Annotated in this window: 25 protein-coding genes, 2 tRNA genes and 1 pseudogene; 18 read left to right on the top strand and 10 right to left on the bottom strand. The window is 68.3% G+C overall.

Translation table 11 applies throughout. The annotated features are described in order from the left end of the window. Both ACFYRU_RS33170 and ACFYRU_RS33165 read right to left on the bottom strand, forming a co-directional pair. Entirely contained in the window at positions 1 to 870 is an 870-nt protein-coding gene (locus tag ACFYRU_RS33170) for an exodeoxyribonuclease III (RefSeq protein WP_387666001.1), read from the bottom strand. Between the two features lie 32 nt (positions 871 to 902). Continuing rightward, positions 903 to 1,679, bottom strand: coding sequence for a uracil-DNA glycosylase family protein (locus ACFYRU_RS33165; protein WP_387665998.1), 777 nt, complete (start codon positions 1,677 to 1,679; stop codon positions 903 to 905). Between the two features lie 793 nt (positions 1,680 to 2,472). Here ACFYRU_RS33165 and ACFYRU_RS33160 point away from each other — a divergent pair. Both ACFYRU_RS33160 and ACFYRU_RS33155 read left to right on the top strand, forming a co-directional pair. Beyond that, positions 2,473 to 2,823, top strand: coding sequence for a CAP domain-containing protein (locus ACFYRU_RS33160; protein WP_387665997.1), 351 nt, complete (start codon positions 2,473 to 2,475; stop codon positions 2,821 to 2,823). 49 nt (positions 2,824 to 2,872) lie between these two features. After that, the gene (locus ACFYRU_RS33155) at positions 2,873 to 4,378 is read left to right on the top strand and encodes an amidohydrolase family protein (RefSeq protein ID WP_387665994.1); all 1,506 of its coding nucleotides are present in this window, start codon (positions 2,873 to 2,875) and stop codon (positions 4,376 to 4,378) included. Between the two features lie 5 nt (positions 4,379 to 4,383). Here ACFYRU_RS33155 and ACFYRU_RS33150 read toward each other — a convergent pair whose 3' ends face one another. Further along, positions 4,384 to 5,562, bottom strand: coding sequence for an FAD-dependent oxidoreductase (locus tag ACFYRU_RS33150; protein ID WP_387665992.1), 1,179 nt, complete (start codon positions 5,560 to 5,562; stop codon positions 4,384 to 4,386). A 64-nt stretch (positions 5,563 to 5,626) separates the two neighbouring features. Between ACFYRU_RS33150 and ACFYRU_RS33145 the strand changes: the two genes are divergently transcribed. The 5 genes from ACFYRU_RS33145 to ACFYRU_RS33125 all read left to right on the top strand — a co-directional run bounded on the left by ACFYRU_RS33145 (position 5,627) and on the right by ACFYRU_RS33125 (position 8,429). Beyond that, on the top strand, positions 5,627 to 6,085 hold the full coding sequence (locus ACFYRU_RS33145; RefSeq protein ID WP_387665990.1) for a MarR family winged helix-turn-helix transcriptional regulator: 459 nt from the start codon (positions 5,627 to 5,629) through the stop codon (positions 6,083 to 6,085). An 86-nt stretch (positions 6,086 to 6,171) separates the two neighbouring features. After that, positions 6,172 to 7,056: an RNA polymerase sigma factor RpoD/SigA gene (locus ACFYRU_RS33140; RefSeq protein WP_387665987.1), complete on the top strand. Its 885-nt coding sequence runs from the start codon at positions 6,172 to 6,174 to the stop codon at positions 7,054 to 7,056. A 33-nt stretch (positions 7,057 to 7,089) separates the two neighbouring features. After that, positions 7,090 to 7,629, top strand: a complete 540-nt coding sequence (locus ACFYRU_RS33135; RefSeq protein WP_387665984.1) for a hypothetical protein — start codon at positions 7,090 to 7,092, stop codon at positions 7,627 to 7,629. Positions 7,630 to 7,721: 92 nt separating this feature from the next. Then, a tRNA-Asn gene (locus tag ACFYRU_RS33130) sits at positions 7,722 to 7,794 on the top strand. Between the two features lie 74 nt (positions 7,795 to 7,868). Continuing rightward, positions 7,869 to 8,429 carry a DUF4232 domain-containing protein gene (locus ACFYRU_RS33125; RefSeq protein ID WP_387665981.1) on the top strand — a complete coding sequence of 187 codons (561 nt, stop codon included), beginning with the start codon at positions 7,869 to 7,871 and terminating at the stop codon, positions 8,427 to 8,429. A 41-nt stretch (positions 8,430 to 8,470) separates the two neighbouring features. On the opposite strand, the gene ACFYRU_RS33120 is transcribed toward ACFYRU_RS33125, so the two are convergent. After that, positions 8,471 to 8,608, bottom strand: a complete 138-nt coding sequence (locus ACFYRU_RS33120; protein WP_167214696.1) for a hypothetical protein — start codon at positions 8,606 to 8,608, stop codon at positions 8,471 to 8,473. Positions 8,609 to 8,747: 139 nt separating this feature from the next. Further along, positions 8,748 to 8,918 carry a hypothetical protein gene (locus ACFYRU_RS33115; RefSeq protein WP_387665979.1) on the bottom strand — a complete coding sequence of 57 codons (171 nt, stop codon included), beginning with the start codon at positions 8,916 to 8,918 and terminating at the stop codon, positions 8,748 to 8,750. Here ACFYRU_RS33115 and ACFYRU_RS33110 point away from each other — a divergent pair. Beyond that, the gene (locus tag ACFYRU_RS33110) at positions 8,908 to 9,156 is read left to right on the top strand and encodes a hypothetical protein (protein WP_387665976.1); all 249 of its coding nucleotides are present in this window, start codon (positions 8,908 to 8,910) and stop codon (positions 9,154 to 9,156) included. The genes ACFYRU_RS33115 and ACFYRU_RS33110 overlap by 11 nt on opposite strands. A 125-nt stretch (positions 9,157 to 9,281) precedes the next feature. Here the strand turns inward: ACFYRU_RS33110 and ACFYRU_RS33105 are convergent, their stop codons facing one another. Further along, positions 9,282 to 9,407, bottom strand: a complete 126-nt coding sequence (locus ACFYRU_RS33105) for a hypothetical protein (protein WP_387665974.1) — start codon at positions 9,405 to 9,407, stop codon at positions 9,282 to 9,284. Positions 9,408 to 9,436: 29 nt separating this feature from the next. Between ACFYRU_RS33105 and ACFYRU_RS33100 the strand changes: the two genes are divergently transcribed. From ACFYRU_RS33100 to ACFYRU_RS33085, 4 genes and pseudogenes are all read left to right on the top strand, one after another. Next, positions 9,437 to 10,006 (top strand): NAD(P)-dependent oxidoreductase, encoded by a 570-nt coding sequence (locus ACFYRU_RS33100; protein WP_387665971.1) that lies wholly within the window; start codon positions 9,437 to 9,439, stop codon positions 10,004 to 10,006. 122 nt (positions 10,007 to 10,128) lie between these two features. Further along, a tRNA-Ile gene (locus tag ACFYRU_RS33095) sits at positions 10,129 to 10,202 on the top strand. A gap of 116 nt (positions 10,203 to 10,318) precedes the next feature. Continuing rightward, a pseudogene (locus tag ACFYRU_RS33090) lies at positions 10,319 to 10,516 on the top strand (helix-turn-helix domain-containing protein); the annotation flags it as partial. 322 nt (positions 10,517 to 10,838) lie between these two features. Continuing rightward, positions 10,839 to 11,744: a hypothetical protein gene (locus tag ACFYRU_RS33085; protein WP_387665968.1), complete on the top strand. Its 906-nt coding sequence runs from the start codon at positions 10,839 to 10,841 to the stop codon at positions 11,742 to 11,744. A gap of 502 nt (positions 11,745 to 12,246) precedes the next feature. On the opposite strand, the gene ACFYRU_RS33080 is transcribed toward ACFYRU_RS33085, so the two are convergent. Both ACFYRU_RS33080 and ACFYRU_RS33075 read right to left on the bottom strand, forming a co-directional pair. Further along, positions 12,247 to 12,417 carry a response regulator transcription factor gene (locus tag ACFYRU_RS33080; protein ID WP_387665965.1) on the bottom strand — a complete coding sequence of 57 codons (171 nt, stop codon included), beginning with the start codon at positions 12,415 to 12,417 and terminating at the stop codon, positions 12,247 to 12,249. Positions 12,418 to 12,434: 17 nt separating this feature from the next. Continuing rightward, positions 12,435 to 14,795, bottom strand: a complete 2,361-nt coding sequence (locus tag ACFYRU_RS33075) for a response regulator (RefSeq protein WP_387665962.1) — start codon at positions 14,793 to 14,795, stop codon at positions 12,435 to 12,437. Between the two features lie 168 nt (positions 14,796 to 14,963). Between ACFYRU_RS33075 and ACFYRU_RS33070 the strand changes: the two genes are divergently transcribed. The 4 genes from ACFYRU_RS33070 to ACFYRU_RS33055 all read left to right on the top strand — a co-directional run bounded on the left by ACFYRU_RS33070 (position 14,964) and on the right by ACFYRU_RS33055 (position 20,110). Continuing rightward, positions 14,964 to 15,665, top strand: coding sequence for a hypothetical protein (locus ACFYRU_RS33070; protein WP_387665959.1), 702 nt, complete (start codon positions 14,964 to 14,966; stop codon positions 15,663 to 15,665). 3 nt (positions 15,666 to 15,668) lie between these two features. Then, positions 15,669 to 16,040 (top strand): nuclear transport factor 2 family protein, encoded by a 372-nt coding sequence (locus ACFYRU_RS33065; protein ID WP_387665957.1) that lies wholly within the window; start codon positions 15,669 to 15,671, stop codon positions 16,038 to 16,040. Between the two features lie 805 nt (positions 16,041 to 16,845). Beyond that, positions 16,846 to 18,063, top strand: a complete 1,218-nt coding sequence (locus ACFYRU_RS33060; protein WP_387665955.1) for a S8 family peptidase — start codon at positions 16,846 to 16,848, stop codon at positions 18,061 to 18,063. 250 nt (positions 18,064 to 18,313) lie between these two features. After that, entirely contained in the window at positions 18,314 to 20,110 is a 1,797-nt protein-coding gene (locus ACFYRU_RS33055; protein WP_387665952.1) for an alkaline phosphatase family protein, read from the top strand. A 57-nt stretch (positions 20,111 to 20,167) separates the two neighbouring features. Here ACFYRU_RS33055 and ACFYRU_RS33050 read toward each other — a convergent pair whose 3' ends face one another. Continuing rightward, complete coding sequence (locus ACFYRU_RS33050; RefSeq protein ID WP_387665949.1) at positions 20,168 to 21,823, bottom strand: M28 family peptidase; 1,656 nt, start codon at positions 21,821 to 21,823, stop codon at positions 20,168 to 20,170. Between the two features lie 151 nt (positions 21,824 to 21,974). Between ACFYRU_RS33050 and ACFYRU_RS33045 the strand changes: the two genes are divergently transcribed. Together ACFYRU_RS33045 and ACFYRU_RS33040 are read left to right on the top strand one after the other, a co-directional pair. Continuing rightward, entirely contained in the window at positions 21,975 to 22,346 is a 372-nt protein-coding gene (locus ACFYRU_RS33045) for a DUF664 domain-containing protein (protein ID WP_387665947.1), read from the top strand. Positions 22,347 to 22,378: 32 nt separating this feature from the next. Then, complete coding sequence (locus tag ACFYRU_RS33040) at positions 22,379 to 23,332, top strand: phosphotransferase enzyme family protein (RefSeq protein WP_387665944.1); 954 nt, start codon at positions 22,379 to 22,381, stop codon at positions 23,330 to 23,332. Here ACFYRU_RS33040 and ACFYRU_RS33035 read toward each other — a convergent pair. Next, positions 23,316 to 24,434, bottom strand: coding sequence for an FAD-dependent oxidoreductase (locus ACFYRU_RS33035; RefSeq protein ID WP_387665942.1), 1,119 nt, complete (start codon positions 24,432 to 24,434; stop codon positions 23,316 to 23,318). The genes ACFYRU_RS33040 and ACFYRU_RS33035 overlap by 17 nt on opposite strands. Between the last annotated feature and the right edge of the window lie 9 nt (positions 24,435 to 24,443).

Below are 24,443 nucleotides of genomic sequence, written 5' to 3'. Positions count from 1 at the left end.
TCAGCGGCTCTGCGGCAGCTTGGTCGTACGCTTCCGGCCGGTGCGCGGCGCCGACGGTGGCGGGACCACCGGGCCGATGTCGCCGTCCGGTGCGGTGTCGAGGTCGACGATCACCGGGGCGTGGTCGCTCGGACCGGTGCCCTTGCGGGCCTTGCGGTCGATCCACGCCGCCTGCACGCGTTCGGCGACGCCGGCGGTGGCGAGCATCAGGTCGATCCGCATGCCGAGGTCCTGGTGGAACATGCCGGCGCGGTAGTCCCAGTAGCTGAAGATGCGGTTGTCCGGCCAGCGGTCGCGGACCACGTCGTGCAGGTCCTTCGCGGCCATCAGCTCCGCGAGCGCCTGCCGTTCGGGCGGGGTCACGTGCGTCTGGCCGACGTACGCCTCGGGGTCGAAGACGTCGGCGTCGGTCGGGGCGATGTTCATGTCACCGCAGACGATCTGGTCGTCCGGTCCGTTCGCCACCACCTCCGCGAGAGCCGCCAGCCAGGCGAGCTTGTACTGGTAGTGGTCGGAGTCGGGCACGCGGCCGTTCGGCACGTACAGCGAGTGGATCCGGATACCGCCGCAGGTCGCGGCGACCGCCCGGGCCTCGGGGTTCGGGAAGCCCGGCGCGCCGGCGACGCCGGTCACCACGTCCTCCAGCCCGACCTTCGACAGCAGGGCGACACCGTTCCACTGCAGTTCGCCGTACAGGCCGATCTCGTAGCCGCGACCGGTCAGCTCGGCACCGAGCAGGCTGGTGAAGGCATCGTCCGCGAGCTTCGTCTCCTGCAGGCAGACGACGTCCGGCTGCCGCTCGTCCAGCCAGTCCAGCAACCGCGGCATCCGCTGCTTGACCGAGTTCACATTCCACGTCGCCACTCGCATCCGACCAAGGTAGCGGCAGCTACGGACCATTTTCAGTCGAGAACAGGTGCCCGCCAGACCAGAGTGTGCAGAAGGTCGGTGTCGGGTCGTTCCACGCTGTTGTTGTGCTTGGGTTTGTCCTTACGTCCCCAGGCGTCGTTGCCCAGCCAGGGCGGTACGCCGAACGGCAGATCGCGCGCCGGGATCGGCGCGTAGTCGGCCTCGCCGAACTTCGTCCCGTAGTTGGGCACCGTGTTGTCGCCGTCCGGATCCGGCGTCACGATCCCGCGCAGCTCCGTGATCGCCGCCCGCCAGCTGTCGATCAGCACCTTCGGACTGCGGCTCGACGGATGCGGCACCTCGAACACCGGTACGGCGGGCTTGCCGGTCCACAGGTGGACCGCCGACTTGGCCTGAACCCCGAACGCGACGATCGCCTGCAGCGGCGCGCCGGTGATCAGCTCGAGCAGCGTGTTCCGCCAGGCGAGCTGGTCGGGCCTGGAGAGCAACGGCATCGCCTGCTGCGCGCGGGCCGGGATGAGCGCGTACGAGTACGCGTTGACCAGCGTGTAGCTCCGGGTCAGACCGAGCTTGGCCAGGAACCCCTGCACGCGCTGACCGGCGTCGCCGACCAGCGTCCGCCCGGCGACCCGCTCGGTCGGCCCGGGATCGGACGCCACCGCGAGCAGCCGGGCCGTCCCGTCCAGCCGGCCGCGGTAGAACACCGGGCCCCAGTCGTACCAGAAGAATTGCCGGAAGTCCGCGTAACTGGGGACATTCCCGAAGTGCTCCGCCACCGCGACCGGTGGACCCGGATCGAAATCACCCATCGAACTACCTCCCCCTCGGCGATACGCTCGGTGAACAAAGGGGCGGCGGCTGTGATTTTAGCAACAAATCTTCGAGCCGGCTCGGCCTCACTCCAGGCTCAGTCCAGCAAGTTGTGGAACCTTCCCTCCGGTCAAACAAACGATTCGGGGAGTTGGGAAGATGGGCTCGAGCCCGCACTGCGAGCACGAGGACGCGCAGCAATCCGCTGCGAGAACGATGGACGAGTCGCCGTTCTGGGCCGGTGTGACGCCGGATAACGGAGGAACCGAACCGCCGAACAAGGCCCGCCGCCATGCGGCACATCGGCGGCCTGGAACAGGCATCCGCAGAGCTCTTGTGGCGGCCCTGGCGTCCACGGCGGTCGCCGTCCCAGTCTCTTGGATTCTGGCCTATCAGCCATCGCCGGGCGAAGCATCCTGGTCGGCCCCCTTCGTCGACCGGCAGGACGACAGTTACGTCATACCCACGACTCCAAACGCGGTGGCAAGCACGACCGCCATCCCGACAACGTCACCTTCGACGCCTTCGACGCCTCCAACCGCCGCTCCGACATCGACCACCAGTCCAGCGTCGCCTGCCACACCCGGCCGTTCCGGCAGCACGGCAGCCCCAACAGTTCCTCCGACACCGAACGACAGCCTGCCCGCACGTCGCGTGACGCCGTCCCAGTCGGTTCCACACTCGCCTCGACCTCAGGACACCGCACCACCGCCTTCCACTGCGACGCCGGTGCCTAAACCGTCACCTGCTCCAACGACTCCGGTTGCGGAACCGGGCGACGACCCCGGAAGCATGACTGAAGATGAGCTCCAGCTCTTTCAACTGATCGACAATGCGCGAATCAGCCAAGGTTGTACCCCGCTCACTCGCGACACTCATCTCACCAACACCGCCCGGGCCGATGCCAGGAAAGGTGCGAAGTCTGGCACCGTCAGCACCGACGGCAATCGTTTAGGCGCCGGCGGCGATCGCTGGACGGTCCAACAGGCATTTGACCAGATGATGTCGCAGGACAGAACGACGGTTCTCAATTGCAGTCTGGCGACTTGGGGCATCGGTTTCGCCAGTCACAGCCACTGCAAGATCCTGCTGTGTCTCACTGGAACGATCGACCGCAATATGTGGGTAGCCGCCTTCCGCTGAATCGCCTCGAACTGCCCTATCCTGGCTTGAAGGCTACGGAGGGGGAGCCATGTTTGTACTGCGTGGAACCGTGGTCACGATGGCGTACGACGGGGCGGTTCTTCCCGGCGGCGCCGTGTATGTCGGTGACGACGGGCTGATTGCGGCGGTGACCCCGCTGGACGCGGTACCGGCCGGGTTCGAGAATGCGCCGCGGATCACCGCGGGCGGATTGATCTATCCCGGGATGATCGATTTGCACAATCATTTGATGTACAACAGCCTGCCGTTGTGGACCGAGCCCGCGCGCAAGGTCCCGTGGACGTCGCACAACCAGTGGGGCGGCGCGCCGACGTACAGCTCCCGGATCAGTCAGCCCGCCCGGCTGCTCGGCGCGGCCGCGGGGCGGGCCCTGCTCCGGTACGTCGAGACCCGCGCGATCGTCGGCGGTACGACGTCGATCCAGGGCAACCCGCGCGGCGCCGTACCGCCGGACAACGACCTGGTGCGGAACGTCGACTCCGAGAAACTCGGCACCCACGAGGATTTCATCCGGGTCAGCACGCTGGTCGCCGACGACGCCGCCGCGCTCGCGCCGTACGCCGGTGCCGTCGCGGCCGGCCGCGGATTCATCGCGCATTCGGCCGAAGGATCGGACCCGAAACTGCGCTCGGAGTTCCGGCTGCTGGAGGACGTGGGCGTGGTGCGGCCGCAACTGGTCGCGATTCACGGCACCGCGTTGAATGCGGACGACTTCTCCGCAATGCAGGCCGGGAATTCCAGTCTGGTGTGGTCCCCGTTCTCGAACCTTTGGCTGTACGGTGCGACCGCGGACGTGAAGACCGCGCACGCGATCGGCGTACGGTTGTGCCTCGGTTCGGACTGGGGTCCGTCCGGGACGCGGAATGTGCTGTGGGAGTTGAAGGTCGCCGACCTGTGGAACAAATCCGAAGGCGTTTTCACCGACGAGGACCTGGTCCGGATGCTCACCTCGAACCCGGGCGACGCGCTGACCGAGGTCTGGCCGCGCCCGGTCGGCCGGCTCGAGCGCGGCGCCCTCGCCGATCTGATCGTCGTACGCCGAACCGCTGCCGACCCGTACCGCAACCTGATCGAGGCGACCGAGGCCGACATCCGGCTGGTCGTCGTCGGCGGGCGCGCACGGTACGGACTACGTTCGCTGATGACGCCGCTGGCGCCGGCCGCCACACCGATCACGGTCGGCCGGCTCTCCCGCGCGATCGACTACGGCGACCCGAGTGTCAGCTGGAAGACCGTCCTCGCCGACCTGGAGAAGGTCCGGTCGAACCCGACCGCCGCCGCCACCCGCGCCGCCGCAGTCTTCGAGGCGCTTGTCGCTTCGGGCAGCTCCGTCCCCGCCGACTCGTTCGTCCTGCTGCCGGACATGCCCGCACCGGAGCTCTCGGATGACGCTCTGACCCGCGCTGCCGCCCCCGGCCCGGTCGTCGTCCCACCAGTCGAGCCATTGACCACGGGCCGCGCCTGGTTCGACGCCGTCGACGCGAACCCGTTCCACCACGGCCTGCTCAGCGGCCTCCGCTCCTACGCCTCGTAGTTCTCCTAGGCCTCGTAGTCGAAGATCCAGTCGGTGCTGTGGTCGCCGGCCGCCTTGCGCAGGAAGATCGGCAGCATCAGGTCCCGGATCGCCACCGCGATGCGGGACTTCGACACGCGCTTCTGCTTGTCGATGCCGGTGGCGTACGCGACGAGCGCCTCGGCCCGCGGGCGGCGAGCGGCTTCGTACTGCTGGAACGCCTTCGGGAAGTCGTTCGCCTGCAGCTCCTTCGCGAGTACGGCCGCGTCCTCGAGCGCCATCGACGCTCCCTGGCCGGCCGACGGGCTGGTCGCGTGTACGGCGTCGCCGAGCAGCACCGCGCGATCCCGCGACCACGGCTGGACGGTCGGCAGCTTGAAGATCGGGTACACGGTGATCGGGCCTTCCGTCGCCGCGAGGATCTGCGGTACGGGCGCGGGGTCGTCCGAGTGCAGTTCGCGCAGGCGCTCGAGCCAGTCCGCGGACGTCGCGCCGCTGCCGACCAGGCCGGACCGGTCCTGCGGCGGGGCGTCGGCCGTGAGGTTCGCGAACCAGTAGACCGTTCCGTCGTCGCGCACCAAGTACCCGAAGAAGGACCGCGCGCCGAAGACGAAGTGCTGGAACCCTGGCGTCGGCTCGAGCCCCGGGACGCGGGCGAAACCGCCGCTGCCGAGGAGCCCGCTGAAGGTCGGTACGACGTCAGGAGCGACGTACCGCCGTACGGCCGAACCGACGCCGTCGGCGCCGATCACGATGTCGCCGGTCTCCTCCGTACCGTCCTCGAACCGGACCGTCACGCCGTCGTCGTGATGTTCGATCTCGGTCAGCCTCCGCCCGTTGGTGATCTTCACACCGGCCTGCTCGGCGCCCTCGCGAACCACCTGGTGTAGCCAGGACCGCCGGACGACCACGCCACCGTCCTCGGGGCGCTCCGCCGGACCGTTCGGAACGGTCCCGAGCTGCTTGCCGCGCCCGCTCCACATCGCCATCCGCGGCGCCGGGTGCGCGTCGCTCAGCAGGCGTTCGGCGAAGCCGAGCGTCGAGAGCACGCGCCGCCCGTTGACCGCGACGTTCAGGAACAGGCCGGCGAACGGGTCAGGCTCGCTGCGCGCCTCGAACACCGGGGCGTCCCAGCCGCTGCGCGTGAGCAGGGTGGCGACGGCAGGACCGGCGACTCCGGCACCGACGACCAGGGCCTTGGGCATACTCGCTCCTCGTCAGTTGGATGTATTATCTCTCTGAGCGAGAGAGTATCTGAAGGAGAGACCAATGACAAAGCGGGCGTCCCTGCTGGACGACTCGGCGCGGCTGATGCGCGACTTCATGACGTACGCCGTGCTGTTCCAGGACGCGGTCGCGCGCGCCGCCGGCCTGACCGCGAGCGATCTGCAGGCGCTCGGGCTGCTGATGAACGACGGCCCGGCGTCGCCTGGCACGTTGGCCACCCGGACGGGCATCAGCGCGGGCGGGGGGATCACCCAACTGGTCGACCGGCTCGAGAGCGCGGGCTTCGTCCGGCGCGAACGCAGTGTCGAGGACCGGCGGCGGGTTGTCGTCACTCCGGTCCTGGCGGAGGTCGAGCGGCGGATCGGGCCGCTGTACGCGACGATCGCGGCCGAGTGGGGGGCGTACCTGGAGTCGCTGTCCGACGACGATCTGCAGGTGTGCGTGCAGTTCATGAGTGCCGCCGTGGAGATCAACCGGCGGCACGTCGAGGACTCACCGTAGTTATCCACATACTTGAAGTCACCGGTCCGCAGGGCCCGGAATCACGGCACTCTCTTGGGCAAGGAGATTTTCGGAGAGAGGGACGGATGGCCGATCTCGACTGTGATCCGGCGGACGTGACCGCGCTGGTGGCGTACCTGCGCGACATCGGGCAGCACGAACTACTGACCTTGGAGGAGGTGAACGAGCACTCGTTCTGGATCGAGGCGGGGCTGCTCGCGGCGGAGCGGCTGAGCGTGGATCCGACGTACCGCGACCCGGAGGAGCTGCGCCGGGTGGTGGCGCTCGGGCAGCGGTCGTGGCAGGCGATGGTCGAGGGCAACCTGCGGCTGGTGGTCTCGCTCGCCCGGCGGTACGGCGGGAAGGGGATCTCGCTGCTCGACCTGATCCAGGAGGGCAACATCGGGCTGATGCGGGCGGTCGAGCGGTTCGACCACCGGCTCGGGAACAGGTTCTCGACGTACGCGATCTGGTGGATCCGGCAGGCGATCGGGCGCGCGATCTCGGACCGGTCGCGGCTGGTGCGGATGCCGGCCCAGGCGTACGCGGACGCCTCCCGGGTGGGTACGGCCCGGCACGATCTGACGCAGGAGCTCGGCCACGAGCCGAGCACTCCGGAGCTCGCGCGGGCGACCGGCCTGAGTATCTCGCGGATCGAGCGGGCGCAGGCGTGGCGGGTGCAGCCGGAGACGCTCGACGTGGATGAGTCCGAGCCGGTGATCGACGACGACCCGATCGTGCTCCGGGCCGCGCTCCGGCGCGACCTCGCGTACCACCTGGAGTTCCTCGACGACCTGCACCAGTCCGTCCTGCACCATCGCTACGGCCTGCACGGCCACCTCCCGTCGACCCCGGAGGAGACCGCCGCCCAACTCGACCTGAACCCCGCCAAGGTCCGCGCCCTCGAGCGCGAAGCCCTCCGCCAACTCCGCCGCCGCGCACTGCCGCAGCTCCGCGACTACGTCGCCTGATGACCGGCTTGGAGGTGCTGGAATGATGTGGGTGTGAGACTTCTGCGTAGCGCCTGGCCTCGGGAGCTGGCGGCGGCCGTGTCGGCGGCTGCTCGTGCCGCGACTGGGCGCAAGGAAGACGTGCTTGCCGCCGTGCAACTGGCGAACGGTCGCTGGGTGGCCGGTACGCGCGCGGCCGTCTACCTGCCGTCGGACTCCGCGGATGCGGACCGCCGGGTCGGCTGGGAGCAGATCGAGCGGGCGAACTGGGACTCCGAGGCGTCGGTCCTGCACATTTACGAGACCACTGACTTCGGTACGCCGCTGCGCGCCTCCGAGCTGAAGGTCGAGGACCCGGGCCGCTTCGGCCAACTGCTCCGCGAACGGGTCGACGCGAGCATCGTCGTACAGCGTCACGTACCGCTGGCCGGCAAGCGCGGCGTACGCATCGTCGGCCGCCGGAATCCGGCCGCGACCGGCACCGAGATCAGCTGGAACATCGTTCTGGACAAGGGGTTGGAGCCGTCCCAGCCCGGCGTCGTGGACGCCGCCGAGGCGGCGCTCCGGCAGGTCCGGGACGAGTTCGGCGCCTGACCCGGCAGCCGCCCGAATCCCGTTTTTGTAGTTCGCCGCGCGCCTGCTAACCTACTCAGGTCCTCGGGTTCGGGGCCGAAGCAACACCACGATCCCGCCTAGCTCAATTGGCAGAGCAGCCGGCTGTTAACCGGCAGGTTACTGGTTCGAGTCCAGTGGCGGGAGCAATCTCTTTCAGCCGGGTCCTGTTTCACAGGCACCCGGCTTTCGCTTTCCGTCGCCGTTGTAGGTTCGATCCCGTGACGCGCTGGGTGGGGCTGCTGGGGATCCTGTTGTTCGTCGGTGCATGCGGGACCGAGAGTGCATCTGACGGCCCCGTCTCGGTTGGTGAGCAGCCGACGCGGCCAACTCCCACACCGTCACCGACTCCCCCACCGCCGACCTGCCCGCAGTCGGGCGCCTCGATCACCGTCGGGCCGATCGACGCCGCCCTGGGCCATCGGGCCGTGGTCGTGAAGCTGACGAACTGCCGTTCGACACCGATCAACCTCAACGGATACCCGGACGTCGCGGTCCTCGACGCCGAACGCCGCCCACTGAAGGTGACAGTTGCCCACGGCATCTCATACATGGCGATCGACCCTGGCCCGACCCGGATCCACCTGAACAAAGGCGAATCGGCCCTCGCCGCGATCTCCTGGTCGAACACAGTAGAAGTCGCCGAGCACAAGGCTTCAGGCACCTACCTCCGCATCGCACACCACCCCGGCGCGAAGCCGCTCGTCTGGCCAGTAGACACCGACCTCGGAACAACCGCGCGAATCACGCTCACCGCGTGGTGCCTGAAGTTCCCGGAATAACACCCTATTGGCCTAGACCTCCAAGGCGGTGGGGGAAGTGGTTACTTCCCCTTCTTCCGGTCGATCGCACGCTGGATTCGGTGCTGTGGCTGACCGAGGATCTTCGCGAGCAGCGGCACGCGGTACTTGTACGCCGCGATCGCGCCCACCACGATCACCAGGAAAATGAACCAGCCCATCGGTGTTCCCTTCGTCCGGACGTACCCCCATCATGCCCGCCCACCGGTAACCATCCCTCCGTAAAACCCCTGACCGCCCCCTGGTTCTCAGCCGAACCTCCTCGGAACACTCGCGGCGAACTAGCGCTGACGTAGTAGCTCACGTACGAGCGCCCCGACCCACCCACTCCTCGACGCGATCCGGCGACCAGCCGCGTTCGTCGACGAACGTGCGGTAGACGTCGACGTTGCACAGGCCGGCGTAGATATCCACGGCCTCCGCCACGTTCAGCCCGGGGTGCGGCGCGTTCTTCCCCCAGGTGGAGAACACCGCAGTACGCGCCTCGTCCGCCCTGCGCCGGCCGCCGCCGTACACACCGGCCAGGTCCCGGCTCGACCCGTCCGACCTCGCGGAGCAGCAGGATGACACCACCGGCACGCTCCCACAGGCGCCGGTCGAAGCCGACCATCGCCGCAAGCTGGCGCGCCGGACCACCCTCGGCGGCCTCAAGCTCGGCAAGCTGCTCCCCCGGCCCGCCGGACAGGCCCGCGCATCGGCGACCCCCTGAGCCAGCCCGACCTCGTCGCCGCACGAGCACCCCGACCTTGTCGCGTACACGGAGTACCCCGACCCTTGTCGCGTACACGGAGTACCCCGGCCTTGCTGCCGTGCGCCGCATACACCGTTGGGCGCCTACACACCCGCCTCGCGCGCCAGGTCGCCCACGGTAGTCGCAACCCAGCCCCGGCCGACGAACATCCGGTGCGCGGCGCCGGCGATCTCGGCGCGGGCCGGCAACGCCTGGACGGTACGGCGCATCGAGTCCCCCCCCCCCGCCGCTCCACCGCGTGAAGCTCGCAATCTCCGAAGCCAACGGCCCGACCGGCCGGCTCGCCACCGCCCAGGCGCTCACCGAGAGACACACCATCACCGCGATCACCCGCCATCCGGAGACCTTCCCCCTCGCCGACCCGGCCTTGCAGGTAGTAGCAGCCGACTCCCGCGAGGTGGCGGCGGTGACCCAGGCGATCGGCGGACACGACGCCGTACGATCAACAATCGGCGTGCCGTACGGTTCCGATGCGCCGACGACGCTGTCCGAGTCGGCGACCTGCATCGTCGCTGCCACGACCACGCACGGCATCCGGCGACTCGTCTGCGTCACGTCGACGGGCGTACCTATGAAACCCGCGCCCGGCGAGACCTTCTTCTACCGCAAGACCGTCGTACCGCTGCTCCTCAAAACTCGGCCGCCCACTGTACGAGGACGCCGGCCACCTGGAACAGACCCTCGCCGCCAGCGACCTTCGGCTGGACCGTCCTCCGCCCGTCCGGCCTCTTCGACGGCGACCGCATCACCAACTACACCCTCACCGAACCCCAACACCCCGGCCGCTTCACCTCCAGACGCGACCTAGCCGACGCCCTCCTCCGCGAAGCCACCGAGACCCCCCCCCCCCCCCACCTCCACCAGGTCCTCCTCAAGAGGCCCTCCACCTAACCCCCACCAAACCCCCACCAGATACGATCAGCCGCACACGGGGCGGTAGCTCAGCTGGTTAGAGCAGGGGACTCATAATCCCTGGGCCGCGGGTTCGAGTCCCGCCCGCCCTACAGCATGAATGTATGAGTCCGGGTCATCCTTGACAGGTTGGCTCAGGCTCTTGCTTTACGTGGCTCCGGTAGATGCTTGACGGTGGCTTCGGTTGTTCCTTGACACCCGACTCATGTTGCAGGAGTTGAGCGTGCAGGAGCAGAAGTACCAGGCTGTACTCGCGGTCTTGGCCGACGGCCGGTCTCTGAGCGAGGTCGCCGAGCAGTGGGGTGTGTCACGCCAGTCGGCGCACGCCCGGCTGCGCCGCTACGAGGACGATGGACTGGCCGGTCTGGCGCCGCGGTCAACGCGGCCGGGCAGTTGCCCGCACCAGGCCGCGGAAGCGCCCCGGCCTGCAGCAGCCCGACCGTTTACAGCGGCTCCGGCGCTGGCGACAATGCCGCTAGTGTCTGCCTCGGCATCCGCGTCCTCCTCCGCGCGAACCGTGGGCCACGCAACCACATCCGCGCGTGCGAACTGCGCGAGCCACCCGCCGGGTCACGCCTCGCTCCGACCTCTGAGAGTCGAAGGGCAGCCAGACTGTACGGCGACCGCCAGCACCGTACCTCGCCACACAGTCGGCCAACGAGATGCTGGTCATCACCCGCGCCTGACCATACGCTGCCTTCACCGCTAGGGTGACGGAGGTGGCGCGGATGCGTACTGCTGGGGGCCGTGCGCAGGCAGCGGTTCTGCTGTTCGCGCCGATCGCGGGCCTCGCGGCGTTCGCAGTACTCAAGTGGACAGGCGGCGGCGAAGGCCCCGATCCGGCAGCCCGCGCAGGCGCTGTCGAGCTGGCCGTCTGGCAGTACCTCATCGCGGTGAGCGTAATGATCTGGGTCCTGTTGGCCGGGCTGGGTCTCCTGCTGCTGCGGCGGCTGACCGCAGACGGCGTCACGGCCGGTCGTGGTGCGACCGTCCGCTTCGTTGCCTTCGTGTATACGGTGACCGTCGTACCGCTCGTCATCGGCGCTGCCGCAGGATTGCGGAACCCGTACATCATGGAGGGCCAGAACTGGAAGATCCCGCTGCTTCATCTGATCGCAGGAATCGCCAACCTGCCACTGCTGGCGGTGCTGAAAGGTATCGAGACAACGGCCGCTGACGACCGCGGCTGGTCGACCACGCCGAGTGGGATCGCCCGCCTGCGACTGGTTCGCCGTACGACGCGACTCGCGATCGCGGCGCTCGGTGGCGTGATCGCGCTGGCGGTGATCGCGACAGGAGCCCTCCGGCAGGCAACCGCAGCAGCCGGCCTGACGCCGCTGCCGGACACCTTCGGCATCGTGTACGGCGCCGCGTTCACCGGCGTCGTCGCCGGCGTGTACCTCTACGTTTCCTCAGCGGTCGAGCAACGAGCGCGCCGCCTCCTGGATCAGATCGCACCGTTGCCGGACCCGTCGACGACCACACCGCAGAAGTTCAGCGCCGGCCGCTCGTTCCGGGCCGAGGTCGCGGAGGAACTGGAACTGGGTGCGGATCCCCGCGCCGACCTGCAGAGCCTGCTGGCGGTGTTGTCGCCGTTGATCGGAGCCCTGCTGACCAAGGTCGGCGGTCTCTGAGAACTGGTGCTTCCCGTTCATCGCGTTGAGGGATGAGCAGGCGCACTGACCCACCGCGATGAGCCGGAAGCAATCCAGGGGCCGCGACCGGCAGTTGGCGACGGGCCGCCGGACTCTGCCCGTCCATTGGTCGAGGCATATATCCAAGCAATCAGCATCACCCTGCGCGGAGTTGGTGACACGTTTCTTACCGACCCCCACTTGTTGCACGTCAGGTGGACGAGTTCAGTAAAGGAACCCCATCTCACTTCGGCTCGTACCGGGTTCCTCCCACCAGCTCATGACGTCCGGGGATCTGCTCGACAGCCTTGGCCAGCACGACGTCAACCGGTCCTGTCAGACCGGGCGGGATCGGCACCCGCCCATCAGTACGACGTCGGACCGGACTCACCGTGACCCCGCGGCCTCTGGTGCTGAAGGTGGTGACCGAACGGCGGCCAGGCCAGGCTGCCGCTCGCGTCCGCCTGCTGGTTCTCGCTGGCTGAGGCCTGGGCAGTGGAGCTCAATGATCGCCGAGGCCGGCCGAGCGGGCCCGGATGATGGCTTCCGCGCGGTCGGCAACCTGGAGCTTGGCGAAGATGCTGGTGATGTGGTTGCCGACCGTGGCGGTCGCCACTCCGAGCCGGCCGGCGATCGCCGCGTTGCCCAGCCCGCCAGCGATCAGGTCCAGCACCTCGCGTTCGCGGGGCGTCAGCTCGGGAAACGCAGGCTGGTCGGCGCGCGGCCCGGACAGGTACGCCAGCGCCCGGCGAGCGACCCCGGCCCGAAGATGGCCTCGCCCGCGGCGACCGCGGCGGTCGCCCGGATCACGTTGTCCGGCGCCGCACCCTTCAGCACGTGCCCCTGGGCGCCGGCGCGCATCGCGGCGAACACCGACTCGTCGTCGAACATGGTCAGCATCAGCACAGCGAAGCCCGGCGCGACCCGGCCGATCTCCCTGGTCGCGTCGATCCCTGACAGCCCGGGCATCTGAATGTCCATCACGAGGACGTCGGGATGCAGCGTCACGGCCGCACGAACCGCCTGCTCCCCGTTCGCCGCCGTACCGATCAACTCGTAGCCTTGGTGTGCCGACAGCAGCGCACCGAGGCTCTCCCGGACGATGCCGTGGTCGTCGGCCACCACGATCCGCAATGTCATGGCTGCAGCTGGAGTACGGCGGGTCCCAACGGCAGGACGACGCTGACCGTGCACCCGGTCCGGTCGTACCGGATGTCGCACTCGCCACCGAGTTCGGCCGCCCGCTCGGTGATCGACGTGAGCCCGACACCCGGGTTGCCACTGCGGCCCGTCGTTCAGCCCGTTGTCGCGCACCTCCAGCCGGAGCCGTCCGTGCTCCACTGCCAGCCGGACCCCGGCCGTGGTCGCGCTGGAGTGCCGGATCACGTTCGTCAACGCCTCCGTGACGATCCGGTACGTCGCGACCTCGACCGCCGCAGGTAGTTCGCCGAGCTCGGCCGGCGCATCGACCGTGATGCCTAGTGCGCCACCATCACTGCGCCGGCCCGCGGTCACGGCGTACTCCCGAAGCGCGCCGAGGAGGCCGAGTCCGTCCAGCGCGGCCGGCCGCAACTGGTCCACGAGCCGGCGAATCTCCTCGACCGCCCCGATCGTCAGGTCGCGCAGGCTCGCCAACAGGACCGAACTCCGTCCGCGATCCGTCTCGAGCAGGCGCAACGCGGCTTCGGCGTTCAGCACCACCGCGGTCAGCACGGGACCGAGTCCGTCGTGCAGATCGCGCCGGAGCCGCCGACGCTCTTCCTCTCGGCCGGTGATGACCCGCTCCCGCGAGTCCCGCAGCTGATCGGCCAGCCGCCTGGCCTGTACCGCCACCGCGAGCGGCGCGGCCAGGAGCGTGAGTACTCGTTCGTCCGCCGGATCGAGCCGCTGTTCGCCCGAACGCAGGCCGACGACCAGTTCGCCGAGTCGCTCGGCTCCGGAGCTGAGCACGATCGCGTGCCGTGCGGCGGGCAGTTCGCCGTACGCCGAAACCCGGCTCCGGTCGACGAGCACAGCTGCCGCCGGGAAGCGCATCACCCCGCACAAGGCGGCGAGCACGCCGTCCAGCCCGGAGCCCGCCGCCGTACCGAGCCGGGCGCCGACCTCGACCATCGCCCGGACCGGATCCTGACGCGCGCCGTAGAACGCCCGCTGGATGAACCGCTGCAACCAGACCCGCACGGGGTTGAAGGCGAGGGCGATCACCAGCACTGAGCGTGAGACCACCAGCCGGATGTCGAGCAGCTGGTACCGAAGGATGGCGATCGCCACGGCCGCCGGGACAAGCAGGATCGGCAACACCCCGAACAGCAGGGACTCCGAACCGGCCGCGGTCGCGACCGCGAAGCACCCGACCATGAGAATCGTTGCGAGCAGCAACCAGAGGACCTGTCGGCGGACCTGCTCGGAGCCGCGCCGGTAGCGGACGACGACCGCAGCGAAGGCCGACAGGTACCCGGCCGCGCTCACGTCCTCGAGCCAGACGATCTGCTGGAATCCGGACCAGGCCGGGTATCCCGGAACGCCTAGCTCGGCCGTCATCCCGCCGTTCGGATCCAGGACTCCGGCCGCGGTCCAGCTGACGCCGGTGACGATCAACATCGCGACGACCCAGCGCCAGCGCCGGCTCGGCAACCGGCCGTCGGGGAACAGGACGAGCGACACCGGCAGGAGCGTCGCCAAGGTCCACGTCCAGCCGCCGTTCGTCACTGTGGCGATTCCACGCCAGAAGGCCCGTGGCTCCCCCAGCCAGGCGATGACACCGGTCCCGAGCGCGGTCGAGCCATAGCAGACGCCGCCGACGAGGAGCGACCAGCCGACCAGGTTGCGCGGGTGACGGTCCGCGATCGGCCGGCCCGCCAACGCCAGGCACAACCCGATCAGGGTATTGGTGACGACGAACAGGTCCACCAGTCGCGACCAGCTCAGCCCGGACGCCGCCGCGGCGACGACTGTAACGACGGTACCGAGCAGTGCCAGACCGAGCACACCGAGAGCCACCGACCGCAGCCGGCGGTCGGTCCGCCCCGTGACCTCCGGATCGGCGCTCACGAGCCCATCATCAGACGTTGAACCCCCACGCGAACAGGGGTCTGCCCCCAGCGGACCCAGGAAGATTTCCGGGGGCGGGTGTGAGCCGCGAACCTGCCGCCTGGGGCCGGCCCGGTTCGATTCTGAGATCTCCAGCGCTGACCCGGCGCACTCTCGAAGGAGTTGCTCATGTCCACCACAGCCCACAACCCCGTCAAGACGGTACGGAAGCCGCGTGACGTGCGCGGCTTCTGGCGAGTACAGCTGGCCGTCATCGCCCCCGTTCCGATGCTGCTGCAGGGAATCGTCTACCTGATCAGCCCGGTCGACGGCGACGCGCCGTTCGGCGAGACCGTCACGGCGGTCGCGGCGGACCAGGGCCGGTTCGAGCTCATGCAGTGGCTGCAGGTGCCCTTCTTCCTGCTGGTACCGGCGTGCTTCGCCGTCGCGTGGGTCTCGCGCCGACGGGTACCGCGACTGTCCACCGCCGGTGCCATCGTCACCACGGGCGGTCTCGGCGCCGGGCTGTTCCTGCTCGGTGGTCCGGTGACGCCGGAGTACCTGACCGTCCACGAACACCTCGACGCGGCGACGATGGAGAAGGTCCGGTCCGTGATGGACACGCTGCCGATCTTCGCGGTCGGAAGTCTGCTGTTCATCCTCGCCATCACGATCGGCCTGTTGCTGCAGGGGATCGCGCTGGCGCGGAGCCGGGTCACGCCGGTCTGGATGGGGATCGCGCTCGCCGTCGGCGGCGCCACGCACCCCTTCATGCCTGGGCACGTGGCTGCCGGCATCGGGCTCGTGGTCACCGCAGTCGGCTTCGCCGGAGCCAGCGTGGCCCTCCTGCGCACCCCCAACGACGCCTTCGACCTGCCACCACTGGGCTGAATCATGGACCGCAATCGGGAATTGCTTCAGCGGTTGTGGCCGACAAACGGCCAACTCACGTTATCGGCCGAGGCGGAACACGAGATGCGCGCCGAGGACTACGTGCTGGAGATGCCGCAGTCCGGTGAGCGCATCGTCGGCCGGGACCGGATGCTGGCCATGCAGCGCGAATACCCGGCACCACCATCGATCGAGATCCTCCGGATCACGGGTGCCGCGGATGATTTCGTCGTCCTGGGGCGGTCGGACTACGGCGGCGACGTGTACTACGTAGCGAACATCGTCGAGTTCCGCGACGGACGAATCGCCCGCGAGACGCGCATCTACGGCTCGCCGTTCGATCCACCGCAGTGGCGCGCGAAATACGCCGAATGATCGCAGGTCAGAGGCGCCATCTGGCCTCTGACCTGAGTCGGCCCGACGCGCATCGGGCGCCGACGACTTCGTACGTGGCCCCTCGGCGTTGAACCGCAGGCCGAGTTGCACCATCTCCGCTGCGAGGAAGGACTCGGCGGGCTTCACGCGAAGTGCGGGAATCGGATCGTTGCCCACGGCTCCGGTGTGCGGCCGCCAGCCTGGAGCTTCGCGGAGGCCCGCCAGCGGGCCTCGATTGAGTCATCGGCATGTAGTTGATCGAACCTGCGCATGTGCTCTTCGGCTCGAAGCCTCACCTCGCGCGGGCGGCCATTGCAACGATCCGCCGCAAGCTGATCAACGTTGCGGCACGGGTCGCGACCTTGGTTCGATCAGCCTGCACCTACCAGAGTTCTGGTCCCGGGAGACCGCCTGGATCGCGCTGTTCGACTGGGTCGGCGGCCCACCAACAGCTCTCGCTGCGTGACCACCCAGCAGCCCCAGTTGCGCCGCCGGAGAATCACCGTGGAACACCCCGGACAGCGCGGTCCGCCAGATCGGCACCCCTCGACCGCTCTCCACAGGGCGAGCCGAATCGCGCGACCACCGCCAGGTTTGTCGGTGGTTCGAGGCTTGGTCCCGGATTCCGGTAGACGCGGACGCTACTGACCGATCCCCTCGACAGGCCCGATCTCCGGTCGCATACTCGGCAAGGGGCGCGACATCGTGCTGATCGCCGTCTTGGAGCACTCATCAGTGACTCCCGGCCGGGCTCGATGACGGACGCGCATGAGCTGCCGGATAGGGCGTAGAAACGGGGGGAAACATGACACTGGTGCGCACTCTTCGTGGACGTGTCGGGCCGATCACCGGGATCGCGGCGCTGCTCGCCGGCCTCGCCATCGCCGTCCCGACGGAGACAGCCGGAGCCGTGGCGTCGGGAAAGCTGCACGCGGCGGCCGGCACGCCCATCGCCGGCAGCTACATCGTCGTCTACAAGAACCAGAAGGCGTCCAAGGCTCAGGTGCGCCGCACCGCCGAGGGCCTGACCGAGTCGCACGGCGGCCGGGTCAGGTTGTACTACGGCGCTGCGCTGCGGGGCTACGCCGCGGAGATGTCGGCCAGCCAGGCCCAGCAGGTCGCCGATGACCCGTCCGTCGCTTACGTGGAGCAGGACAGCGTCATGCGCGTCGATGCCACGCAGTCCAACCCACCCTCGTGGGGTCTCGACCGCATCGATCAGCGCAAGCTTCCGCTCGACGGCAGCTACACGTACTCGTCGACGGCGTCGAACGTGACTGTCTACGTCATCGACACCGGGATCCGGACGACGCACCAAGACTTCGGCGGCCGCGCTTCGGTCGGTTTCGACGCCATCGGTGATGGCCTGGACGGCCAGGACTGCAATGGTCATGGCACCCATGTCGCAGGCACCGTCGGCGGTGCGCAGTACGGCGTGGCCAAGGGTGTCAAGCTCGTCAGCGTCCGGGTGCTCGGCTGCACGGGCTCGGGCCCGACGTCCGGCGTCATCGCCGGCATCGACTGGGTCACCGCGAACGCGGTCAAACCGGCAGTGTCGAACGTCAGTCTCGGCGGCGCCTTCAGCACTGCGGTGAATGACGCGGTGCAGAGCTCCATCGCGAGCGGCGTGACCTACGCCATCGCTGCGGGCAACGCAAACGTGGACGCCTGCACCGGTTCGCCGGCGAGCGCGCCGAACGCGATCACGGTCGCGGCTACCGACATCAACGATGTCCGAGCGAGTTTCTCGAACTTCGGCAGCTGCGTCGACATCTTCGCGCCAGGTGTCGCGATCACGTCCGACTGGGCCACATCCGACACGGACGTCAATACGATCAGCGGCACGTCGATGGCTGCACCACACGTCGCTGGCGCGGCAGCTCTCTATATCGCGGCCCACCCGAAGGCAAAGCCGGCCGACGTCGCCAAGGGGCTGCTCAACTCGGACACGCGCAAGGTCGTCGGCCTTCCGGGTGCCGGGTCGCCCAACGAACTGCTCTTCACAGACTTCATCCAGCCCTAAGCGTAGGCCCCTCGCCCGGTGGAGCAGGGGCCTCAGGCTGGTCTACCTCTGCGCCTGCTCAGCCTCATGACGGAGGGGCCGCGGGTTCGAGTCCCGCCCGGCCTACTTGGTGGTTGTGGTGGAGCTGAGGAGGTGCACAGTTTCACCAGGTTGTGGTTGCTGGATCGCAGGGTGTTGGACATCTGGGGGTCACGCAAGGGCTGTAGTGGGCGCATAGGTATGGGGTCGCAGGTTGGTTCGAGTCCTGGAGATGCCCATGTCGAAGTACGCGCGTTCGGTTGTGGTTGGTGTTGTGGGGGTGTTGGTTGCTGCGGGGTCGGCTGTTCCTGGTGGCAGTGCAAGCGCCCAGGTGACACGCCCGTCTTCCGGCAAGCATGTGTTGCTGGTTTCGGTTGATGGGATGCATCAGGGGGATCTTGACTGGTATGTGGCTACGCATCCACGGTCCGTGCTTGCGGGGTTGACGCGTGGCGGGCGCGAGTACACGCGGGCGGTGACGTCGAATCCTTCGGATTCTGATCCGGGTGGTACGGCGTTGATGACTGGTGGGAACCCTAAGTCGACCGGGGTGTACTACGACGTCGAGTACAGCCACAAGGTTGATGAGCCAGGGGCGGCTTGTACTCCTGGGCGGGCGGCTACGGGTGGTGATGTCGTGTACGACTCGCCTGACGATGCGCTGCCGGGTGTGCCGGATCTCAGTACCGGGGCGGCGCACGCGTTTCCCTCGTTTGATGAGAACGGGTCGATCTACGGGCCTGATGGGGTTGATCGCGACCCGGCGCTGATCATGAACCTGAAGAACGACGCGTCGTCGTTCGATCGGACCACCTTCCCGGTCGACCCGGCGACCTGCAAGTACATCATGCCGTGGGACTACCTGGGCGATAACTCGATCTTTCAGGTGATCCACGCTGCCGGTCTGCGTACGGCGTGGTCCGACAAGCACGCGGTCTACCTGTCGTTCAACGGGCCGGGGTCGCAGGGCAAGAGCATCGACGACTTCTTCGGGCCGGAGATCGACTCGCAGGCTGTGATGCCGGACGGCAAGCCGTACCCGCAGGACGACGACTGGGCGCACATCGATGCCGCGACCAAGCAGTACGACGGGTACAAGGTTCAGGCGGTACTGAACGAGATCGACGGTCTCGACCACTCGGGCAAGGACCACGTCGGTACGCCGGCGATCTTCGGCATGAACTTCCAGACCGTCTCGGTCGCGCAGAAGATCCGTTCGACCGCGGCCGATCTCATCTCGGACGGGCATGGCGGCTACACCACCAGTGCGCCGCAGCCCGGCGGCTACCAGTGGGTCAACGGCAAGCTCGTACCAGGCCCTGTGCTCGCGAGCGCCTTCGACTCCGTCGACGCTCAGCTCGGCCGGATGGTCGCGGAGCTCGCGAAGCAGCACCTGACGGGCTCGACGACGATCATCGTCACCGCGAAGCACGGTCAGTCGCCGCAGGATCCGAACAAGCTCGTCACCGTGCAGGACGGTCCGATCGTCGACGCGATCAACACCGAGTGGGCCAAGACGCACCCGGGTAAGACGTTGATCGTCGCGGGTACGAACGACGACCTTTGGCAGTCGTACCTGTCGGACAACTCGCAGGCCGCCGGCAACTTCGTCAAGAGCTACCTGTGGAACCACACCGCGCAGGGCTTCGACGTCGACAAGAAGCCCGTCACCGTTCAGCACTCAGGTCTGACCCACATCTGGGCGGGTGCTCAGGCAGCGCGGTTCTTCGGGGTTGCGGTCGGCAACGGCCGGTATCCCGACGTCTTCGGCAAGGTCCTGGAGGGTGTCGTCTACGCGAAGCCGACCAAGCTCGCCGAGCACGGCGGTATGGACACCGGCGATCAGCATGTCCTGATGATCGTCAGCGGTGCGGGCGTCCGGGCCCAGGTCGTGGGCACGCCCGTCGAGACGACGCAGGTCGCTCCGACGGTCCTCGCCCTTCTCGGGCTCGATCCGAACAAGCTGCGCGCCGTCCGGGTCGAGGGCACGCGGGTACTTCCGGGCGCCGTGCCGTCGACGCGTCGGTGATCGGTCTGATGTAGCGGCTGGGCCTCGGCAGGTGGCTGAGGCCCAGCGGGGTGTCGGTCAGCTGGTTGGTGGGTTGTTCTTGGACGGGGTCGGCTTGGTGTGGCCGGTAGCGGGTCTTGGGGCGTTGAAGACCTGGGTGTCGTAGGCCATGTGGCCGACCATGTTGGCGAAGGTCTTCGACATCCAGGTGAGGACCTCGGGGTCGTTGTTGTTGAGGTTGTCGCACCAGCGGAACGGGTTGTCGACGCAGCCGCCGTCGGTGCTGGGGATGTTGCCCTCGAAGTTGCCCTCGGTGCCGCCGAAGAGGGCGACGTCCGAGGCGAGCTTGCAGCAGTCCTGGCCGGTCAGCACGCCGCTCGCCGGTACGCCGGCCAGCTGGAACTCGAAGGCGTCCGTACCGTCGGCCGAGAACAGGATGTGGTTCTTCCCGATCGAGTTCAGGTAGTCGATGCCGAAGTCACGCCCGATCGCCGACGGGGCGAAGATGCTCGGCGGCATCGGGGTTCCCGGAGCGCGGCCGAACAACGTGACGCCGTCCTTCGGGTCGAGCACCCCGGCAACGTAGTTCGGTGTGGCGGTGACGTCGGCGTCGAGGTCGAACTTGATCTTGGCGAGTTCCGCGGGCGGGAGCGTGTTGACGTAGAAGTCCGAACCGAGCAGGCCGAGTTCCTCGCCGCCGAACCAGATGAAGCGCAGCTTGTTCCGGGTGTTGGTGTTCTTCAGCTGCTGGGCGATGTCGAGGATCGTGGCCGAACCCGACGCGTTGTCGAGCATCCCGGCGCCGAAGATCGCGTCCAGGTGCGCGTCGATCACCAGGATGTTGTTCGGGTCGCCGCCCTTGGAGTCGGCGATCACGTTCCAGTCGGAGCGGTTCGGGTCTGTGATGGCCTTGACGTCGACGGTGATCACCGGGCCGGTCCCCGGGACGTACTGACTCAACAGCTGGGTGCCGACGGCGTACGTCGTGAAGATCACCGGGATGTGCTCGTTGCCGGACAGGCCGCCCGTGAAGACGCCGGTACGGCCCGGGTTGCCCTCGTTGAAGATGACGGCCGCGGTGGCGCCGGCCGCGGTGGCGTTGGCCACCTTCGTGGCGAAGGTGCAGGTGCCGCGCTGGATCAGCGCGATGTTGCCCGGTACGAACCCGGCGAAGTCGGCCGCCGTACAACCGCTGGCCGAGCTGGGCGTCGGTGTCGCGGGTACGACGATGCCGAGCGCCGGCTGGAGTTTCGTGGTGGTCGTACCGACGACCTGGCCGGGGTTGAAGTCGACGCCGATCGCGAACGAGTGCGGGTTCGGCGACTCCTCCCGTAGCACGGGGGTGCCGACGAAGCTGAAGTACGGGAACTTGTACTCCTGCAACGTCACGCTGTATCCCGCGGCTCGCATGACGGCGGCGACGTAATCGGCCGAGGCCTTGTAGCCGGGCTCACCCGAATTCCGCGACGGGTGACCGTCCGCGCCCGGATTGGCGTCGGCGATCTGCTGGAACTTGACCATGTGCGCCCAGAGGTCGGCCTTGTTCACGCAGTCGACGAGCTTCTGCGGGGTGTCGTTGACCCGCACCGAACAGGCCGTCGGATTGGTGTCCGCGGTCACGGTCGTACTGCCGGCGCTCGACGGCACCGGTGACAGGGCGCCGGCTGCCGCGAAGGCGGCCGCGGCGACCATCGCCAGACTCCATCCCCGGCGCCGTCCTTGTCGTGGGCTCATCGTGATTTCTCCCTCCCCTGACCACGAAGCCCGTCGGCATCGTCGTCGACGAGCCTTTCGTGCTACTGCCGTGATACGCCCGGAAGGCGGCCGGATGAAGAGCTCGGGCCCGTTGCGTACGGCATGCTGGGGAACTCACGAAGGGACTCCGATGCACTGGAGAGAGTTGCCGAGGGTCGAGCGCCCGCTGGGCGGTGAGGTCGAGATGTTGTTGTACGCGCTGGATCGGGCGCGGCAGCAGTTCGGGTGGAAGACGGGTGGTCTGGGCGCCGAGGAGTTACGGCGAACACACGCTCCGTCGACCATGACGCTGGCCGGCTTGGTCAAGCACCTGGCGTTCGTCGAGGACGGGTTCACGGCGCGCGCGGCCGGCGAACCGATCGGACCGCCGTGGGACGTGCGCGGGTGGGTCGAGAACGACCGCTGGGGATGGGAATCGGCCCTGACCGACGCCCCGGACGAGCTGTACGGGCTCTGGTATACCGCGGTCGAGCGGTCTCGAGGCCGCCTGGTAGGAGCCTAGTGATCCTCCTGCTTGAGTCGGTGTTGAAGGGGGTGTATGGGATTGATGCCATTGAGGTGTGCCGGATCGAGGCCGGGACCGTCACGGTCAACTATCGGGTTGTCGATGGTGACGGGCGGCGGTGGTTTGCCAAGGTTTATCGGGGTGGTCTGGAGCAGGAGCGGGCTGCGATCGAGTTGACGGCCTACGCCGGGCGTGGGGCGGTGCCGCTGGCGGAGGTACGGCGGACGCTTACCGGAGATGTCATCGACGGGCGGATGCCGATGTCGGTGTGGGAGTTCGTCGACGGGGAGACGGCCGAGGGTGGGATCACCGGCGAACGCTGGCCGGCGGTCGGTACGGTCCTGGGCCGGCTGCACCGCCTGCTCGCGGAACATCCGGCCGCGGCGCCGACCCTCCGACCGGCCACCGGCGTGCGGGACATCGAGCGGTCCAAGAGGCAGTTCGACGAGCTGATCACAACCTTCCGTAGGCGCCATCAGTTGAGCTCGTTCGAGGAGTGGGCTTGGGAGGCGGCGCTCGAGCGGCGGGCGTTGCTTGGGCGGGCCGAGGCGATCCTCGCGGAGTTGCCGCCGTTGACTGTGCGGGTCCTGCACGGTGATCTTGCCTCGCCGAATCTGATGCTGAATGGCGACGCGGTCGCCGCGGTGATCGACTTCCAGCCGCCGCGACCGGGCTTCGCTGCCTGGGAGATCGCGCGGATCGGCGCCGACCCTCGCACGGTGATGCTCGGCGACCAGTGGATCGACGGCTTCGGCGTACTGCTGGACGCCTACCGCGACGAGCATCCCGCAGCCCGGCCGGACGATCTCCTGTCCGCACTCGCCGTCGGTTGTGCACACACCCTCGGCTCGACGTTCCCGCTGGCCGAGCCGTCTCCCGTCTCCCCGTCCCTCGAGCTGTACGCACGAGCGCGCCATGCTGCCTCCCTTCAGATCCTCGAACGACTTCCCGAACTACGCGAGCGGCTCAGACCGGGATCGTGACGTTGAACAGCCGCTCGGCGTTGTGCAGCGACTCGGTGACGATGGCCTGTCCGTTCGTGACGACGTCCTTCTGGTACGTCGCGAGGTCCTCCCCCGACGTCAGCGCCCGCGTCAACCGGGCCGCGTCCCACAATGCGGTGTTCGCGCCGGCCCCCGCGGCCGGGGTCATCGGGTGCACGGCGTCGCCCAGCATCGTCACCTTCGACGACGACCAGGTCGGGACCGTGAGGCAGGTCCGCAACGTGATCGGGAACGCCGCCTCGGGCTCCCCCGCGTCGATCAGCGCCCGGATCGACGGATGCCAGTCGGCCACCAACCGCCGTACGAGCGCCCACAGGTCGGCCGCATCCATCGCCTGCAGCTCCTCGTCCGAGGCGCCGAGCACCGCGTTCGTCCCGGTCAGCACCGACATCAGGTAGTCGCCGTACTCCGCCGGTGGTTCCCGGAACATGACCGGGCCGAACGCCGTACCGAGGCCGGCCCCGTCACTCACGAAGCAGAACCCGCGCAGGAACGCCTCCGGCGCGAGCGACCGAACGGCTGACGTCAACGGCACCTTCCCGTAGATGCACCGCACGCCGATGTCGATCACGTCCTGCGCGGGCACTAACTGCGACCGCACCCGCGAGCCGACCCCGTCCGCTCCGACGAGCACGTCGGCCGTCACGGAAGTCCCGTCCGCAAAGGCGATCTCGACACCCTCGTCGGTCTCGATGTACGACGTGAACTGCTTGCCGAACTGCAGTACGTCGTCCAGCCCGGTCATCAGCGCCCGGCGAAACGCATACCGATCGACGGACGTCACGGCGTCCGGCCCCGCGACCGGGAACACCTGCTCGAACTGCGTGTTCAGCTGCGCGTCGAACCCCGCCACCAGGTCTCCAGGATGCGTCGCGGTCGCGATCACCCGGCGCCGGACGGCATCCGGCAGCGTCGCCGCGAGCGCGTCCTCCCCAACGTTGCTGATGTGGATCCGGTAGCCCTGCTTGCGGTGCTGCGGGGAGGGATCGCGCTCGTACACCGCGACGTCCACGCCTGCCGCGAGCAGCCCCTGCGCGAGCGTCAGCCCGCCGATCCCCGCACCCATGATCGCGACCTTCATCACCGACTC

Source organism: Kribbella sp. NPDC004536, from assembly GCF_042873835.1.
Taxonomy (GTDB): domain Bacteria; phylum Actinomycetota; class Actinomycetes; order Propionibacteriales; family Kribbellaceae; genus Kribbella.
The sequence above is the reverse complement of the archived record's forward strand: the minus strand, read 5'-3'. Positions and strand labels throughout refer to the sequence as shown.